Here is a 16,577-nt window from a genome sequence, read left to right on the forward strand (position 1 = left end):
CTTTAGCTTCATGCGATTAACAGTCCAACACACGACCCGCTACAAATACGAAAGCCCAATTGCCAACGCGATGCAGCAATTGCGGCTGACACCGCCGAATAACCAGGCCCAGAAGATCGTCGACTGGACAATTGACGCCCCGGGCATTCTCCGCTCGACGACCTACCGCGACGCTTTCGGCAACCTGGTTCACATGGTGTCCACCCAGGAGGTGATCGACGACGTGGAAATCACCGCACACGGCACCCTGGATGTTGTCGACACGAACGGCGTCACAGGACGGGACAAGTACGCACCGCCGCGGCGGATCTACACCCGCATTACTCCACTCACGAAACCGAACCAGGCGATCCGGCGCCTCGGATCCATTGCAGAAAAGCAAGACCAGATCCCCGCATTTCATGAGCTGATGCATTCGATCCGGGAAAAGGTGGCTTACAAGACCGGGGTCACCGAAACCCATGAAACCGCAGCATCCGCGCTTGCGGCTGGAGAGGGCGTTTGCCAGGACCATGCGCATATTTTCATTGCGGCAGCGCGTTCGATCGGTGTCCCGGCACGCTACGTTTCTGGATACATGCTTTTGGAAGATGAGCAGGTCGCAGAGGCGCACCATGCCTGGGCAGAAGTCTTCATAGAGGACCTTGGATGGGTCGCCTTCGACATATCCAATGAAATATGCCCGACAGACCGGTACATTCGCTTGACCACGGGCTTGGATTCGCGTTCCGCTGCTCCCATACGCGGAATTCGTTTTGGCGGCCGGGAAGAAAACCTGGATGTCGAGGTGAATGTCGCGCAAGGGGCCATGCAACAGCAACAGCAGCAACAATCGCTTAACAGCTGATGCGGTACGCTGGTAGGCTGATGTAGTCATGGTCCCCGACAAACGGGTGAACCTGCAGATGAGATCGGTCCGATGACATATTGTGTTGCGCTGAAGCTGGACCGCGGACTTGTATTTGCGGCGGACACGCGAACCAATGCCGGTCTCGACAACGTCGCGGTCTTCAAAAAGCTACATGTCTGGGAAAAGGCCGACGACCGGGTCATCACCCTGCTCTCAGCCGGAAATCTGGCCGTTACTCAGGCGGTCGTTTCCCTGTTGTCGGAACACATGAGCGGCACCGGAGAGAACAAAACCACCCTGATGAACGCCGAAACCATGTTTCAGGTTGCGCGGCTTGTCGGCAGCGCCGTGCGTCAGGTGAAAGACATCGATGGTGAAGCCCTCGCCGCAAATGCCGACAATTTTTTCGTCACCTTCATTATGGGCGGGCAGATCAAGGGGGAAGAGCCACGGCTGTTTCAGATTTATGCTGCCGGGAATTTCATCGAGGTCTCCGATGACACGCCGTTCCTGCAGATCGGCGAACACAAATACGGCAAACCGATTCTCGATCGGGTCACACGCGCGGATATGCGGCTCGGAGAAGCCGCCAAAATGGTTCTTTTGTCTTTTGATTCGACACTGCGCTCGAACTTGTCGGTTGGTATGCCCATCGACTTGATGCTCTACACCAAAGACAGCTTCAGCACTGACCGGCATATGCGGATCGAGCAAAACGACGCCTATTTCCGGAAGCTTTCAGATGGTTGGTCTCAAAAACTGCGCGAGGCGTTCAGCGACCTCGATGAGCTAGATGTTTGAAACCGGTTAGTTTTGCTGTCATGTGTGCGCTCTAAAAGCCAATGGGCACATAAGGAACGCAACGCATGACAAAATCTGCAGAAGCTCCAAATCTCGTCTGGCATCGCGAACCGTCCAACGAGCCTCTGCCGGAAAACGACGATACCCTGGTGCTGATCCGCGACATGATCAAGGCAGGCCAGAAGAACGAGCTCATCGAGCTTATGCGCCGCTGGGACCCGGTCGATGCCATGCAGCTTCTGACCCGCTTGCGCCTGAAACATGCGCGCAAACTGTTCCGCTGGTTGCCCGCCAATCCGTCCATCAAAGTGATTGCAGCGCTCAAGCCCGAATATCGGTCCATTCTCATGGAAGAGGCGACCATCGAGCAGCTCCGCGATATATTGGCCGGACTGGACCCGGAAGATGCCAACGAGATCCTCAACGAGTTTCCCGAGGATGTGGCCGAAGAAATTGCACGGCGTTTGCCGGACGTCGAGGACGTTTCCTTCCGGCAGACCTTTGCCGACGACAGTGCGGGCAGGATCATGGCGCGCAAGTTTGTCGCCCTGCCGGAGACCTGCCTGGTCAGCGCTGCCATCACCCAGATCCGCTCGGAGGCGGCACGGATCAGGAAGATTTTCACGGTCTATGTTGTCGATGCCAACGGCAAGCTGACCGGCACGGTGGAAGTGGGTAAACTGTTGCTTGCGCCGGCCAATGACCAGCTTGGCAAAATCATGAACAAGGACGTCGTCGCGGTTTCCGCGGATATGGACCAGGAAGAGGTCCTGCGCATTGCCCGCAAGCGCGACATGCGCACGGTGCCTGTGATCGATGCGGAAGGCAAACTCGTCGGGCGTGTCACACCGAAACAGCTCACCTGGATTGCCTCGGAAGAAGCGAATGAGGACATGCTGCTGATGAGCGGTTTGTCGGCAGAAGCCAAGGCGGACGACACCGTGACAAGGATTGTTCGCGGTCGATTGCCCTGGCTCTTGGCAGGACTTATCGGCTCGAGCATCGCGGCAACCGTGGTTGGTTCCTACGAAGACCAGCTGGCCGAGGCTGCGATTCTCGCCGCCTTTATTCCGGTAACGATGTCGCTTGCCGGCAATGCCGGATTGCAGGCCTCTGCCGTGGCGGTGCAAGGCCTTGCGACCGGTGCGCTGTGGTCCGGAGACATTGTCTACCGGCTGCTCAAGGAACTCGCCGCAGCGATGATAAACGGCGCGGCGGCAGGCGCAATTCTGGCTTGCCTCGTAATGACCGCATCGACGGTCGTCGTAATCGAAGACCCGCTCCGGCTGGCCCTTGCCACCTCGATGTCTCTTTTATGCGTGTGCACATTGGCTGCAATGGTCGGGGCAACGATGCCGCTCCTGCTCGACAGGATCGGCATAGACCCGGCCATGGCCATCGGCGTGTTCATCACCACCTCGAACGACGTGCTTGGGGTGCTGATCTTCTTCGTGATGGCCACGACGTTTTATCTAGGCTGACGGGCGGGCTCAGATCGCCTTAAGGATGAGGACTGCAGCGTCGAATTCCCGGCGCTTGTAGGCGCGGATTTCGGCTGCCTCGGCGTCTTCACCCCACTGTTCAATATTCCAGTCTTCCTCCAGGTGCGCGGCCGACCAGATCTCATCCGGCGTGCGCAAACCGTGAAGCAGAGCCAGCGCAAGCACCGCAGATCCGGTCAGTGTCGTCACCGTGTGAAGGCCTGCAAGGCGAAGTGCGCTCAATTGATCCAGTTCACCGCGATATGCTGACAGGAGGCTGTCCGGCTGAGCGCTGTGGATCAGTCCTTCAATCCGGACGAACCGGCCACCAAGGCGCTGCTCGGCCCATTGCAGCACCGGCTCCCAATGAGTGTTCTGCCGCTCGACCAGCGTCTCCGGACCATCCGCCCGGTAGCAAAGCGCGTCGGTTCCGGCATACTTGGCCAGATCGTCGGCCACTTCGGCAAACCGCTCGGCAACCGCGTCAATCGCGGAGTTGGATATCCGGGTCAGCGGCATGGCTGCCGGGTTGATTTCCTTTTCCTGCGCGTCCCATTCGGCCGCCACAGCCGCGGCCAATTCCGAATTGGGCAGGAGCAGGAGCTTTTTGGAAGGTGTTTTGACGGGGCGCCCATCGAGCTTGATGACAAAACCGCCCTCACCTTCTTCATGAAAAGCCTGTTTGTAAAACCGTTTGGGCAGCTCCCGGCGCGAAAGTTCGCGCGCCCGCTGTTCCGGGTCTTTGGCAGCTTCATCCTGCAGTGTCTCGAGAAAGTCCCGCATCAGGCCGGCTCCCTGTCAAGTTTCAAAAGCTCGGCGAGCGCGGCATCCAGTTGCTCAAAATCGTCGATGACCATCTGGGCGCCGCTGTCCCGCAGATGGCTGTGATCGTGATATCCCCAGGTCACGCCCAGAGCATGGGTTTTTGCCGCCCGGGCCATGGACATGTCAAAGCTGGTATCGCCGACCATCACCGCGCGGTGCCGCTCCACCCCGGTTTCCGACAGCGCACGCTCGATCATGTCCGGATGTGGCTTGGAGGGCGAGGTATCAGCGGTCTGAATGGTAACGAAACGGCCGTGCAAATCATGGACGTCGAGCAGGTGGTCTACACCCCGCCGCGCTTTTCCTGTGGCAATTCCCAACACAACGTCGTCGCGCGCGCTCAGCCGGTCGAGCGCCTCCCGCGTTCCCGGATAAAGCGGGTCATGATCCAGCCCGGCTTGACGGCGCGCAACCTTTGCAGCGCGGTAGGCATCAGACATCATACCAACCTTATCGGCGTGATCAGGGCCAACGAGGTCCAGGAAGGCGCGCTCAAGTGATAAACCGACAATTGAGAGCGCTGTGCGCCGGTCCGGCATGGGCAGACCGACCGCTTCGTACCCGACACGAAGCCCGTGCAAAATAGTGTCCTGACTATCCACCAGCGTGCCGTCGCAATCAAAAATGATGAGATACATGTGCGTTTTCCGGTTCCGCCCAAACAGGCTCCCGCATGTGCCGGGTTTTCAAAGCCTGGTCAAGTACCGGCGCCGCCACCGCCTGACTGTTGTTGCGGACGACGCAGAGTGTTTGAGACGCACACTATCGGAAAAATATTTGTGCAAATGAATTGCCGAAAGAATTTGAATAATTTGTGCAGGCGAAGCCCCGGAACACTGAGTTGTTCCGGAGCTATGCAGTTTATTTATCAGTCTACCCGCTTAATCTCTTGAGATACGGAATGCCATTCGCTCATAAAGTCGTCGCGGAACCGGAATCTAATTGTTCCTTCCGAGTAGTCTGTTTTGAGCAGTATTTGCGCATTATAGTTTTCCGGGATGACCGGCCCGATCCCCGCGCCGCCCGGCAACCGGATCTCGGGCCAGCCAGCCAAATCGATCCGGATTCTGGATTTTTCCTTGTCCATCACCGTCGCAAAAATCAAGTTTCCACTGACATGAGATTCAACATTCAGCGGAGGATTGATAGCCTGATGCACCGACGAATGGCCGGTAACTGTTTGAGTAGGCGCGTAAACAGTCAGCATTAGTGTATTGGTGGGGGCCCCAGGCATTCCGACGCTTTGCAACTTCAGTAAAAACAAACCTACCCGGTTTTGCGCAAAGGCCTCCGGCGCAGCAGGATCTAATACATCAGCCATTTCATCCTCCAATTTGTAAACACAAGTATTTGATAGCTTTTTTAACGTATATATTCAATTTTTTTCTTATAACTCGATTTTTACCAAAATATTTTTAAGTAAACTGATCAAGTTTGTGCTTTTTAATTCCAAAATTTTTCAAAAGAAATTCTATATTGTATATTTCGCAAATAGATAATTTTATTTAACAATTCAAATTGCGTATTTCTATTCTTACGACAGCCACCTCAACCGAAAATAGGAACTTGAATGAATTTTGACTATCGACGCCTCTATCCCGATGACTGGCAGGATTGGCAGGCACTTCGACTGGAAGGAGCGCGAGACTTTCCAATGGGGTTTCTGGTGACGCCTGATGAGGTCGAAGCAGATCCCGCTGAGGCGTGCCGGCGGATATTGTCCTTCGGAAATAGCCGGGGCGTTTTCGCCAAGAGCCGATTGGTGGGGTTCTGCAGTTACCGTCCCTTGAAACCGCTGCAAATCCGTCATCGGGCCGAAATCGGGCCGTTTTTCGTTTCCCGCAGCTTTCAAGGGAGCGGAGCGGCCCAGGTGCTGATGACCAGCGTGATACGGGAGGCCCGTGCTTCCAACGAGGTCGAGCAACTCGAACTTTTCGTGGACACGGAAAATCACCGTGCTATCGGTTTTTACGAAAAGAACGGATTTGAACGCATTGCGACCCACCCGGATGGTGTCCGGATAGGCGGGCGTTCAAGAGACGATCATTTCTACGTGCTGCGCCTTCAAAAGCCGGAAAAGGCCTGACCTTGTCAAAGATCATCCTCATTATTCTGCTCGCACTTGCCGCCATTCAGGTGATCAAACCGCTTGGATGGCCCGGCTTGAAAAAACGCTCTGACGCGTGGAAGCTGGTGATCGGCGCAATCGCTGTCACGCTTGCGGCTGTCATCTTGTCAGCACTCTTTCAAACCGTTTGATCTTATGCCTGCTTAGCGAATGACCTGTTCGTCCGGGTCATCCGCCTCTGGATCATAGTCGGAGACATCGAAACCAAGCAGGTTCCAGGTTTGCTGCATATGTGGCGGCAAGGGCGCTGACACATCTATCGTGCCGTTGCCGGAAGGGTGCGGGATAACGATCCGGCGGGCCAGCAGATGAAGCCGGTTCTGAATGCCGCCCGGCAATTCCCAGTTTTCGATGTTGAAATATTTGTCGTCGCCAATGATCGGATTGCCGATATGGGCAGCATGCGCACGCAACTGATGGGTACGGCCCGTGACGGGTTTCATGGTTACCCAGGACAATTTCTGTGCCGATTGTTCGAAAACGGAATAGAGCGACACGGCGTGCTGCGCATCGTCCGCCCCGCCTTGGCGCACCACCTGCATCCGCTCCTCATCCTCGTCACGTGCAAGAAACGTTGAAATCCGGCCCTGCTTCGGCTTGGGCACACCGGCAAGCATGGCCCAGTAAATCTTGCGGGTATTCCGGTGGCGGAACGCCTTGGTCAGTTCCTGTGCCGCCTTGCGGGTTTTGGCGACCAGAATGATGCCGGAGGTCTCCCGGTCCAGCCGGTGAACCAGCCGCGGTTTTTCGCCTTTCTTGTTCACAAAGGCCTCGAGCATGCCGTCCAGATGGCGCTTCAAGCCGGAGCCGCCCTGCACGGCAAGCCCGGCAGGCTTGTTGAGAACCATGACCTGTGAATCCTCAAACAGCATCATGTCCTCAACTGCAGCCTTGTCGTCGGCAATCAATTTCGAAGATTTCGGCCGCGCGTTCTTTTTGTCATTGGCCGGCAGCTCCACTCCAAGCGGAGGAATACGGATGGTCTGTCCGGTCGCGATCCGTGTGGAGCTTTCTGCACGTTTGCCGTCGATCCGCACTTGCCCGGTGCGCAGCAGTTTTTGAAGTTTTCCGAAGCCAAGCCCGGGATAGTGGGACTTGAACCAACGGTCGAGGCGCATGCCCGCTTCATCTGCGGTCACTTGTTTTTGCTCAATAGCAGACATGTTGTGTCTCTGTTCCTGCGCGCGTTTCATTCGCCAGCGCACATGTGTGGGCCGCTTTGCGGCCACGTCCTGTGATTTATCCCGCTCTTACGCGTAAAACCCGTGTTTTGAAAGGGGGAGGCCCTAAAGTCAGACCAAATCGCGCTAACTCGCGAACTGCCGCATGACATGAAGACCGGCAAACACCGCTGCAATTGAGGCAAAAATAGAAAGACCGACATAGGCCAGGGCAAGGCCGGTATCACCGCGTTCCCACAAGACCGAGGTATCCAGCGAAAAAGCGGAAAAGGTTGTGAAACCACCGAGCACACCGGTCGCGACAAAGTAGCGGACCCCGTGCATCTGCGCAGAGTCATGGCGGACCAGCCAGCCGATGAAAAGCCCCATTGCAAGCGATCCGATGACATTGACGGCAAGTGTTCCATACGGAAAACCGGGCCCCAAAAGCCGTAATGTCAAAAGCGACACCAGATGCCGGAGCCCGGCGCCAATGCCGCCTCCAAGCATAACGAGGACGAGATGGTTCACGTCCCCGGCTCCTTATTCGCCGGGCACAACAGGTTTGGGATCCGGCTGTTCACCGAGTTTCTCGAATACCTTGACCTGCTCGTCATATTTCGGATCGATCGTGCCGCACACCCGGTCCCAGAACGAAAAGAAGTTCGCGAAATTGTAGCGGAACCTGGAATGGTGCTGGTCGTGAAAGGTGACACATACCATCGGCGACGGCATGCGCGACATGGGCGAGGCGTAAAACTCAAAACCCGAGTGCCCGATGGTGCCGTTGAAATGATCCCACAAGCGATGCGCGATCAGCACCACCACCGGAATCGGCAGAATGATGACCGCAAACAGGTAATAGCTTTGCATTACGAACGCATCGACGAGATCGTCGGAATAGGTACTCCAAACCGTCGGAGCGACCGAACGGTGGTGTTCGGCATGAAACCGGTACATGAGCTTTGTATGCATGAACCGGTGCATCCAGTAAAACCACGTGTCGAACGCGATCACCGAGATTGCGAACATCAAGATGAACGACCACCAGCTAAGCTCCAAGGGGGAAACCAGAGTCCAGCCTTTCAGCGACAGGAATATCCCGCCTGCAAGGCACCCGGCGGTTACGGTCAGCGACAAGACACTCGCGCGGATTTCTTTCCACATCCGTTTTTCGCCGCGGCGGTTCTGCTGGATGCGCCGCTCGGGATGCCGGTTCTGGATCTTGATCAAGACCCAGCCGGTGGCAAAATACAAAAACACATTGATGGCATAGACTGCCGCATATATCGGCAGAAACTCAAACAGTATGGCGAGCGCCTGATCCAGCATTCCAATGACCTTTAAAAACTGCGTCGCGCGTGTGGCGCGTTCTCAGGCTGCTGATTTTGCAACCTTTGTCTGTTCCGTATCCGGTATTTCACCGGTCGTCTCCATCTCGTGCACCAGACTGTCATACTTGGGATGCACGGTCCCGCATACCCGGTCCCAGAACGAAAAGAAGTTCCCATAGTTATAGTGAAACTGGGAATGATGCAGATCATGGAATGTGGTGCAAATCATCGGCGACGGCCAGCGGGAGGATTTCGACGCAAAGTACTCGAATCCGGAATGGCCGACCATCCCCGATATCTGGTCGAAAAGCCGCAGCGCAAACACGGACAGTGCCGGGACCGGCAAGACAAACCACACGACCAGATAGAAGCCATGCTCAATCAGAGTGTCGATGGTTGTCGAGCTGTCATTGCTCCACACTGTGGGCGCAATCGAGCGATGATGCGGCACATGCCACTTGTACAGCGCAGGCAAATGCAAGATCCGGTGGCCCCAATAGAACCAGGCGTCAAACAGCACAAGGCATACGACAAACATCAACGGGAATGACCACCAGCTCAACGCCAGCGGTTGGAACAGGACCCATCCTTGCAACTGCGCGAAAAAGCCGGCCGAGAGCAAGACAGATGATGTCGCCAGCGCGCGAAGAGAGGCGAGGATTTCCTCACGCACCCGCTTCATGCCGTCCCGGTGCTTTTGAATGCGCCGCTCCGGAAAACGGTTGTTGATCGCAATCATGGTGAACCCGGTTGCGAAATAAACACCGAGCATCGCCGCGTAGATGGCAAAAAAAACGATCAGAAAATCGATCACAAGACTAGGCAAGCGTTAGTCCCTCTGCTGGGCGTAAATGTTTTCAAAGCCAACCACCTTGTCGTCATAGGTCGGATGGATCGTGCCGCACCACCGGTCCCAGAATGAAAAATAATTGGCGTAGTTGTAGACGAAATACTGGTGATGCTGGTCGTGGTAAAGGGTGCAAAGCAGTGGCCAAGGCTTGCGTGCAGAGGCGCTGGCAAAATGTTCGTACCCGCAATGGCCGATCGCAGCGGACACCTGATCGAACAGCCGGTGCCCCAAAAACACAAGCGGCGGGATCGGCAAAACGAACAGCACAAGTGCATAGTAGCTGTGCGCGAATAGGGTGTCGACAGTCGACCCGGCGTCATTGGACCATACGGTTGGTGTAATAGTCATGTGGTGCGGCTTGTGGAACCGGTAGAACATCCTGGTGTGCAAGATGCGGTGGCCCCAGTAGAACCAGGTGTCGTGGAGGAGAAGCGACACACAGAAAAACAGCGGCACCGACCACCAGCTCACGTCGACCGGCGCAAACAATGTCCAGCCCTTGGCCTGAGCAAAAAGCCCGATCGAAAGGCAAACGCTTGTCACAGCAAGTTGGCGCATGGACGACAAAATGTCCTTACGGGCCTGGTGCGAAGGCGCGCGCTTCTGGATCTTGCGCTTGGGATGGCGCCGGTTGAGCAGTGTCATCACGCTGCGCGTTGCGAAAAGAATCGTCAGGCTTGCCGCATATAGCACCGTGCAAAGGCCTGCAAAGCCAAGCCACCCGGCCCCTGCAAACAATTGGAACATCTCGGACATTCAATAGTGGACCCGGTCTTGAAGCACGTGAACGAACCAGCTCGGCATGACGCGCTGGTTAAACCCAAAGCGTGTCCAAGCATACTTTACGTCAGCTGAAAAGCACCGGGACCATTCGCCTCAGATTCACTGTCGTCTGTATCGGCCGGATCCAGTTCATCAAGGAGTTCTTCTATCAGCGCCTCACTCCCATGCAGATGATTTCGTTCATCTTCCAGGATGGCCCTTAGCAATTTTTTGCGTAGGTGCAGCGCCTGCATTTCAGACAACGCACCGGCGCCTGCTGCAGATTGCACAATCCTGACCAGCCGGTCAGCGGCATTCAGCCGCCCCCACAGATAGTCGTGCTCCCGCCAGCGGCGATTGAAAAAAGCGCCGAACGTATTGAGATCCTTCCCTCTCAGCACCACCCCCTCAGGAGACAGCGTGCCCGGATCATGGGAACTTATGCGGTCTACCCGTATCTGATTGATTTCCGAAAAATCATTGGTTTGCAACAGCGGGAAGGTGACGATGTCGTAGAACGCAAAACCGACATAGGCCCGCATGAGGTCAGCATGCAGGTCCTCTGGAAGCAGCTTGGCCGCCTGTGTCGCGATCAGATCGTCCTGCAACCTGTCGAGGTCGGTCAGACCCATCATCTGTGAGAGTTGAGCCACAAGATCGCTATAGCTGTAATCCGTTTTCTCAAAGGAATGTTCTTTGCCCGCGCGATGGGTCACGCCAAGGCCATACACCGCACACAGATCCCGCGTCTCAGGTCCATAAAACGCGGGGTCGAGCCGCCAGGTGAGATGATCGATTTGTTCGTAAAGCATGCCTTTCAAGCGATCGAGCGCATCGCTGTCCAAAGCCTTTGCACCGTCGGGCGGTTCGAAACGGTAATAGCCGTTGAGCCTCCGGATTACGAAGCGCAGCCGCCGAACCCGGTAGTCCACATCCAGACTACGGAAGATGGTGACCAGCTCGGCATCGGGCGACGGGGCCTCCGTATTCTCGATGCCGGCCAGAGCCGCCAAGCGGCCGGAAATATCCGACAACACGCCGTCCTCATGAAGGTCTGTCTCCCGTCCACCGCCGAGGCCGCAGACAAGACCCGCAATGCGTTCACTCATGGCGTGCAGTTTCAGGGATTGGTAGTTCAGAAAAGCGAACCCCGCCTGGCGATGGGCTTCTGCATTGGCCTGGGCACGATACCGCGTGAGGTCAGCGGGTTTGATGCGGCCGCTTCTGGGCAGAATTTTGCGCACAGCCGCGGCGACAACCGGATCGGCAGCAGCAATCGTCTGTGCGAGCCAACGGCTTTTCCGATTGTGTCGCTCAATATCCTTTAATTCCTCGCCGATCGGCTCATTGCGCGGGATATGCGCAAGCGAAGCGAGGATTACCCGGAAGAACCCTGGCAGCTTCGCCTCCTCTTCTGTGCGCTTTTCGGTTGAAGGGACCGGATCGATGTAGATCAACCGGCGCGCAACCTCCCGTGCGGCCGGTCTTTGCTTGATGGCCTCGACAACCGGGGCAAACGGTTTGTTCATCACAACACTGCCATCGACAAACGCATGGCGTTCGAGATCCTCGTTCCGAAGATCGAGATGTTCATGGACAAAGGCATCGCGGTGCGGCCAAAGGTCATTTCGGTCTTCAAGCACCTCCTCCATCTCATCCAGAGTGGCGGGTGCAAATGCGCCTGGAAAAGAGGACGTGGCCCGGGCGGCAAACACCAGGTCGGGCACGAACTCCGGCCCGAGGCGGCTTTGCAGCACGCCGGGCACACGATGCTGACAATGGAAATTCAGGATCTTTCTGTGGTCCCGTTCTTCAATGAAGGCCGGATCGTCAATCCGGATGAGCCGGTTCCTGCCATAGAAATCGGTCAGGGTGACAAACAAATCCAGCCGCTGCCCGCGCGGGATGAGCGTTGCCCCTTCCCGGTGATGGGCATCCATTCCGGCGCAAGCATCCAGCATCCAACTTATGTAGCTCTCCCCTGAAAAGGGAGGCGAAAACCATCGCGCCTGCATGAAGTAGCGTAGTTTTTCGCGTGTTTCGGGGTCTTCGATCTGCCTTTTGAGGTGATTTTCCACCAGCCTGTTCAACACCGGCCCGGCGCCCGACTTGAGATAACGGGTGACGCCGTTCTGCGGTTTGGTCAGCCGGGTAACATCGGCGTTTTGAAGCCAAAGATCGCGGTGATCATCCAGCGGCAGATCATGGGCGATCGCCCGCGCAAGCATGATGCCGTTCACTCCGCCGGCCGACGCTCCTGCGATGGCATCGCCAACGACTTGTATGTCGATTGTTTGCGCGAGCTGATCAAGCAATTCCCGGTAAACGGTCTCAACGTGCGACAAAGGCCGCAGAGACTGACCGGTCTTTATCTCGCCGCGTTGCCGCGACGATCGATCGGCGGAGGCGCGGATGAGATGCAAAACCTCCCGGCTGACGCCATGCATGTAGATGGCCAGCGACACCCCGCCGTAGAACACCAATGCCAAGCGCAATTCAATCTGCTTCATCGCCATCCAGTCTCACTCAAAAGCCCCCCGTTGGTCCATCTCAAAATGGATCCGCAAGCTCTGCTCATCAGGTCGGAGTCGGACATGTTGGCAACAAGGTGAACATGCATCAAACCTGCGCACATGCCTGTGTGTTTCGAGCCTTGCCTCAAAACAAGCGAGCCCCTGGCAACAATCCAGGAGCTCGCTGCGTGTTCCTACGCGGCGCGCGTTCTGTGCAAGAAGACCGAGAAACTCGTCGTAAGCACATATGCGCTGCCATAGATCACACCGCCAAGCGCGAGAAGCATGGGCATCTGCGCGGTCTTGAGAACCGAGGAAGCCCCCAGCATCAACGCGTAGAGCCAGCTGGCTCCGGAAAGCGCTGCGCAATTGGCAACCAGCAGTTTCTCTGGCATGGCCATGTCGGCCAGTGGTCGGCCTTCATACTTGTCGATCAACGGGGACACGAAGCGCCCCATCATCACCGCGTCGATCGTCAAGATTGTGACTGTGACCAGCTTGGCCAATAGTTTTGGCGAAAAGGCGCCTGGATCAAAGTTTGTCCTGATGCCGATCAGGACAATGCCCGATGCCCAAAGAACACAAATCGCCAGCACAATTTGCCTGTGAGCCCGGTGCAGAATACTCAGGAACCGGTCATCCGGGCCATTGACCATCATCTGATGCACCGACATGGCAACGAAAATCACCGTCCCAAGTCCAAGTGCAACCCCACCAAGATGAATCAACCGGATCATGTCCAGATGGGCTTGGGCCCAGCTAAGATCCGGGCACCATGATTTGAGCAGCGTAAAGTACTGCCCGATCGTTTCTACCGCCATTTAAGTTACCCCATTCGGCTACCTGCCCCGCCGACGGATAAAGACTTGGCTTGGAATTTCGATCTGAGTTTCACGAAAACGTGTTCATTTCAGGTGGAGATGTGGCTCGACTGTGAAATGTACTTTTTACGTGCATTTTGAAAAACAGCAACCGAAGTGCCGTTGAGACAGCTCAGCTTTTACCTGCAAATACGGGGGCACACAAACACCCGGTCGAAATCCGCCACGGGTTGGGGCAAACGCTTGCGACGGGGCCAAGCTTAAAAATGGGCAAAAAGCGTGACATCGGCACGGCAGAAACGACGGAGGTGACTGAACATTCCGCCGGGTCGGCCGATGGAATGCTGGTTGACCTGATGGCGGAGAATCAAAGTCTCAAGGCAGAACTTGAAGATCTCCGTCTGTTGTACGAGGCGACCATCGAACATGGCGAAGCTGTCGAAGATCAGCTCGCTGAAAAAAACATCCTTCTCGAGAAAGCGCAAAATCGTCTGGATGACGCAATCAATGCGATCTCTGAGGGGTTTTGTCTGTTTGACCGAAACGACCAGCTCGTGATCGCCAACCGGCAATTTCGTGATTTGCTTGACCCCGATGACGAATTCAGCATCGCGCCCGGCACGGCTTATCGGGACATTCTCGACAAAGGGATCGGCAAGGGTCTTTACACCTACGCAAAAGACGAACCGGAAGTCTGGCTTGCCGATCGGATCGGGAAACACGACAAACCCGGACCGCCCTACATTGAACGCTTTGAAAATGGGCGCTGGTGTCTGGTGAACGATCAGCCGACACAAGATGGCGGCGTGGTGAGTGTGTACGCGGATATTACAGAGCTGAAAAAACGCGAACGCGAACTCGGACGCAAAACAACACAGCTTGAGCAGCTGTCGAAGCAACTTGCGAAATACCTCTCACCGCAGGTCTACAACTCGATCTTTGAGGGCCGCCAGGAAGTCAAGATTGCGTCCTCGCGCAAGAAGCTGACCGTCTTTTTCTCCGATATTGCCGGCTTCACCGAAACATCCGACAGGCTTGAATCGGAAGACCTGACCCAGCTTTTGAATCACTACCTGACAGAAATGTCGCGAATCGCCCTGGCTCACGGGGCGACGATCGACAAATTCGTCGGCGATGCCATTTTAATCTTTTTCGGAGATCCCGAAACCCGCGGTGTAAAAGAGGACGCCTTTGCCTGCGTGAAGATGGCCATCGCCATGCAGGAGCGGATGGTAGAATTGCAGGACATCTGGCTGAGTTCTGGTGTTGCCCGTCCGCTTAAATGCCGGGTCGGCATTCACACGGATTATTGCACAGTCGGAAATTTCGGAAGTGAAGACCGCCTGGATTACACGATCATCGGACGCGGCGTGAACACAGCCTCCCGCCTTGAGGCGCTGGCCGACCCCGGGCGGATTGTGATCTCTTACGAAACTTACCTACAGGTTCGCGACGAAATCGAATGCCGCAAGATCGGCGAGATTTCAGTCAAAGGGATCGCCTATCCGGTTTCGACCTACGAAGTTGTTGGGTTCCGCAGCACGCAGGAGCCGGTTCCGGAGCTTGACGTCGTCGAAATGTCGAAAAGGCTCAAAGACTTGGCCTTCGTCGACAATGAGGCAATTTCAGGCGAGGAACGACGCCGGCTGGTGGCCTCACTTCAGTCGGCTCTTGAAAAATTCAACCAAAAAGACTGATCGCGCGGACGCCGAATTTCGAGCGTGACGCGACTTAGGAATGTCCGCGTTCCCGGCGAAGCTTTTCCCAATAGTCAAGGCGCTTGCGCAGTTCCCGTTCAAACCCGCGTTCCGGTGGATCGTAAAAACTCTGGCGCCCGAGATCCTCTGGAAAATAGTCCTGCCCTGAAAATCCGTCTGGCGCATCATGGTCATACTGATACCCGTCGCCATAGCCTTCCTGTTTCATGAGCTTGGTCGGTGCATTCAGGATATGCTTGGGGGGCAATAGAGAACCGCTGGTCTTCGCAGCGCGGACAGCAGCCTTGTACGCCGTATAGACCCCGTTCGATTTGGGAGCCGTAGCCAGATAAACAACGCTCTGTGCCAATGCCAGTTCGCCTTCGGGCGAGCCCAGCATCTGATAGGCGTCTCGGGCCGCATTGGCCTGAACAAGTGCGTTCGGGTCAGCCAGCCCAATGTCTTCAACGGCCATCCGGATCAGGCGCCTTGCAAGATAGAGCGGATCTTCGCCGCCATCAAGCATCCGGCAAAACCAGTAAAGCGCAGCATCGGGGTCCGACCCGCGAACTGATTTGTGTAAGGCGGAGATCAGATTGTAGTGGCCGTCGGCGCTTTTGTCATAGATCGGCGCCCTGCGCTGGACAATCTCCTGCAAACGTTCGGCGTCGAACACCTCCCCTTCAGAAGCTGCCCGCCAAACGTCCTCGGCAAGGGTCAGCGCCGAACGCCCGTCACCGTCTGCCATGCGGATCAAAACTGCCCTGGCCGCCTCATCCAGCGGAAGGGCCTTGCCTTCCTCGTCCTCAGCCCGAGCCAACAGCTTTCGAAGCGCATCCTGGTTCAACGAATGAAACGTCATGACATGGGAGCGCGACAACAAAGCAGCGTTCAGCTCGAAGGAAGGGTTTTCCGTTGTCGCACCCACCAGCGTGATGGTGCCGTCTTCCATGACCGGCAGGAAGCTGTCCTGCTGCGCCCGGTTGAACCGGTGAATCTCGTCCACGAACAAGAGCGTCGCACGCCCGCTCCCCCGGCGCATGCGGGCCGTCTCGAACACTTTTTTAAGGTCCGAAACACCGCTGAAAATGGCCGAAATCTGTTCGAAGGCCAGATCGGTCTCATGTGCCAGCAAACGGGCAATCGTTGTCTTGCCCGTGCCAGGTGGCCCCCAAAACACCAGCGACCCGAGCGAACGGGTCTTGAGCATCCGGGTCAGCCCCCCTTCTTCGCCCAGCAAATGGTCCTGGCCAACAACATCGGCCAATTGTTTCGGCCGCAACCTGTCGGCCAGAGGCCGCGGTGCGCTGTCGGCCAGACCGGAGGCTTCGAACAGATCACTCACACTGCGTCCA

General features: G+C 56.3%; 17 protein-coding genes. 6 read left to right on the forward strand and 11 right to left on the reverse strand.

The window, feature by feature from the left end:
* Positions 1–10: 10 nt before the first annotated feature.
* The 3 genes from JM93_RS20320 to mgtE all read left to right on the forward strand — a co-directional run bounded on the left by JM93_RS20320 (position 11) and on the right by mgtE (position 3,132).
* Entirely contained in the window at positions 11–847 is an 837-nt protein-coding gene (locus JM93_RS20320) for a transglutaminase family protein (protein WP_145347279.1), read from the forward strand.
* A gap of 72 nt (positions 848–919) precedes the next feature.
* Complete coding sequence (locus tag JM93_RS20325; RefSeq protein ID WP_145347281.1) at positions 920–1,651, forward strand: proteasome-type protease; 732 nt, start codon at positions 920–922, stop codon at positions 1,649–1,651.
* A 65-nt stretch (positions 1,652–1,716) separates the two neighbouring features.
* The gene (gene mgtE / locus JM93_RS20330) at positions 1,717–3,132 is read left to right on the forward strand and encodes a magnesium transporter (protein ID WP_145347283.1); all 1,416 of its coding nucleotides are present in this window, start codon (positions 1,717–1,719) and stop codon (positions 3,130–3,132) included.
* Between the two features lie 9 nt (positions 3,133–3,141).
* Here the strand turns inward: mgtE and JM93_RS20335 are convergent, their stop codons facing one another.
* From JM93_RS20335 to JM93_RS20345, 3 genes are all read right to left on the reverse strand, one after another.
* On the reverse strand, positions 3,142–3,915 hold the full coding sequence (locus JM93_RS20335; RefSeq protein ID WP_145347285.1) for an ATP12 family chaperone protein: 774 nt from the start codon (positions 3,913–3,915) through the stop codon (positions 3,142–3,144).
* Entirely contained in the window at positions 3,915–4,595 is a 681-nt protein-coding gene (locus JM93_RS20340; RefSeq protein WP_145347287.1) for an HAD-IA family hydrolase, read from the reverse strand. The genes JM93_RS20335 and JM93_RS20340 overlap by 1 nt, the downstream gene beginning before the upstream one ends.
* Positions 4,596–4,825: 230 nt before the next feature.
* The gene (locus tag JM93_RS20345; RefSeq protein WP_170230778.1) at positions 4,826–5,290 is read right to left on the reverse strand and encodes a DUF1842 domain-containing protein; all 465 of its coding nucleotides are present in this window, start codon (positions 5,288–5,290) and stop codon (positions 4,826–4,828) included.
* Between the two features lie 237 nt (positions 5,291–5,527).
* On the opposite strand from JM93_RS20345, the gene JM93_RS20350 reads away from it, so the two are divergent.
* Together JM93_RS20350 and JM93_RS21820 are read left to right on the forward strand one after the other, a co-directional pair.
* The gene (locus JM93_RS20350; RefSeq protein WP_145347291.1) at positions 5,528–6,043 is read left to right on the forward strand and encodes a GNAT family N-acetyltransferase; all 516 of its coding nucleotides are present in this window, start codon (positions 5,528–5,530) and stop codon (positions 6,041–6,043) included.
* 2 nt (positions 6,044–6,045) lie between these two features.
* Positions 6,046–6,216, forward strand: a complete 171-nt coding sequence (locus tag JM93_RS21820; protein WP_170230780.1) for a hypothetical protein — start codon at positions 6,046–6,048, stop codon at positions 6,214–6,216.
* A 12-nt stretch (positions 6,217–6,228) separates the two neighbouring features.
* On the opposite strand, the gene JM93_RS20355 is transcribed toward JM93_RS21820, so the two are convergent.
* The 7 genes from JM93_RS20355 to JM93_RS20385 all read right to left on the reverse strand — a co-directional run bounded on the left by JM93_RS20355 (position 6,229) and on the right by JM93_RS20385 (position 13,525).
* Entirely contained in the window at positions 6,229–7,248 is a 1,020-nt protein-coding gene (locus JM93_RS20355) for an RluA family pseudouridine synthase (RefSeq protein ID WP_145347293.1), read from the reverse strand.
* A 144-nt stretch (positions 7,249–7,392) separates the two neighbouring features.
* Entirely contained in the window at positions 7,393–7,776 is a 384-nt protein-coding gene (gene crcB / locus JM93_RS20360) for a fluoride efflux transporter CrcB (protein WP_145347295.1), read from the reverse strand.
* 12 nt (positions 7,777–7,788) lie between these two features.
* Positions 7,789–8,577 (reverse strand): sterol desaturase family protein, encoded by a 789-nt coding sequence (locus tag JM93_RS20365; protein ID WP_145347297.1) that lies wholly within the window; start codon positions 8,575–8,577, stop codon positions 7,789–7,791.
* Positions 8,578–8,619: 42 nt separating this feature from the next.
* Entirely contained in the window at positions 8,620–9,405 is a 786-nt protein-coding gene (locus JM93_RS20370) for a sterol desaturase family protein (protein WP_208995365.1), read from the reverse strand.
* A gap of 3 nt (positions 9,406–9,408) precedes the next feature.
* Complete coding sequence (locus JM93_RS20375) at positions 9,409–10,185, reverse strand: sterol desaturase family protein (RefSeq protein WP_145347299.1); 777 nt, start codon at positions 10,183–10,185, stop codon at positions 9,409–9,411.
* An 86-nt stretch (positions 10,186–10,271) separates the two neighbouring features.
* Entirely contained in the window at positions 10,272–12,701 is a 2,430-nt protein-coding gene (locus JM93_RS20380; RefSeq protein WP_170230782.1) for a patatin-like protein, read from the reverse strand.
* Between the two features lie 197 nt (positions 12,702–12,898).
* Positions 12,899–13,525, reverse strand: coding sequence for a hypothetical protein (locus JM93_RS20385; protein ID WP_145347303.1), 627 nt, complete (start codon positions 13,523–13,525; stop codon positions 12,899–12,901).
* A gap of 266 nt (positions 13,526–13,791) precedes the next feature.
* On the opposite strand from JM93_RS20385, the gene JM93_RS20390 reads away from it, so the two are divergent.
* Positions 13,792–15,222: an adenylate/guanylate cyclase domain-containing protein gene (locus JM93_RS20390; RefSeq protein WP_145347305.1), complete on the forward strand. Its 1,431-nt coding sequence runs from the start codon at positions 13,792–13,794 to the stop codon at positions 15,220–15,222.
* A gap of 34 nt (positions 15,223–15,256) precedes the next feature.
* Here JM93_RS20390 and JM93_RS20395 read toward each other — a convergent pair whose 3' ends face one another.
* Positions 15,257–16,567: a replication-associated recombination protein A gene (locus tag JM93_RS20395; protein WP_145347307.1), complete on the reverse strand. Its 1,311-nt coding sequence runs from the start codon at positions 16,565–16,567 to the stop codon at positions 15,257–15,259.
* Positions 16,568–16,577 lie beyond the last annotated feature (10 nt).

This window comes from Roseibium hamelinense, from assembly GCF_007830545.1.
Lineage (GTDB): Bacteria > Pseudomonadota > Alphaproteobacteria > Rhizobiales > Stappiaceae > Roseibium > Roseibium hamelinense.

What these genes read in the sequence shown, in the direction of transcription:
- JM93_RS20320 (WP_145347279.1), top strand. Translation starts at nt 11, where the DNA reads ATGCGATTAACAGTCCAACACACGACCCGCTACAAATACGAAAGCCCA.
- JM93_RS20325 (WP_145347281.1), top strand. Translation starts at nt 920, where the DNA reads ATGACATATTGTGTTGCGCTGAAGCTGGACCGCGGACTTGTATTTGCG.
- mgtE (WP_145347283.1), top strand. Translation starts at nt 1,717, where the DNA reads ATGACAAAATCTGCAGAAGCTCCAAATCTCGTCTGGCATCGCGAACCG.
- JM93_RS20335 (WP_145347285.1), bottom strand. Translation starts at nt 3,915, where the DNA reads ATGCGGGACTTTCTCGAGACACTGCAGGATGAAGCTGCCAAAGACCCG.
- JM93_RS20340 (WP_145347287.1), bottom strand. Translation starts at nt 4,595, where the DNA reads ATGTATCTCATCATTTTTGATTGCGACGGCACGCTGGTGGATAGTCAG.
- JM93_RS20350 (WP_145347291.1), top strand. Translation starts at nt 5,528, where the DNA reads ATGAATTTTGACTATCGACGCCTCTATCCCGATGACTGGCAGGATTGG.
- JM93_RS20355 (WP_145347293.1), bottom strand. Translation starts at nt 7,248, where the DNA reads ATGTCTGCTATTGAGCAAAAACAAGTGACCGCAGATGAAGCGGGCATG.
- JM93_RS20365 (WP_145347297.1), bottom strand. Translation starts at nt 8,577, where the DNA reads ATGCTGGATCAGGCGCTCGCCATACTGTTTGAGTTTCTGCCGATATAT.
- JM93_RS20375 (WP_145347299.1), bottom strand. Translation starts at nt 10,185, where the DNA reads ATGTCCGAGATGTTCCAATTGTTTGCAGGGGCCGGGTGGCTTGGCTTT.
- JM93_RS20380 (WP_170230782.1), bottom strand. Translation starts at nt 12,701, where the DNA reads ATGAAGCAGATTGAATTGCGCTTGGCATTGGTGTTCTACGGCGGGGTG.
- JM93_RS20385 (WP_145347303.1), bottom strand. Translation starts at nt 13,525, where the DNA reads ATGGCGGTAGAAACGATCGGGCAGTACTTTACGCTGCTCAAATCATGG.
- JM93_RS20390 (WP_145347305.1), top strand. Translation starts at nt 13,792, where the DNA reads ATGGGCAAAAAGCGTGACATCGGCACGGCAGAAACGACGGAGGTGACT.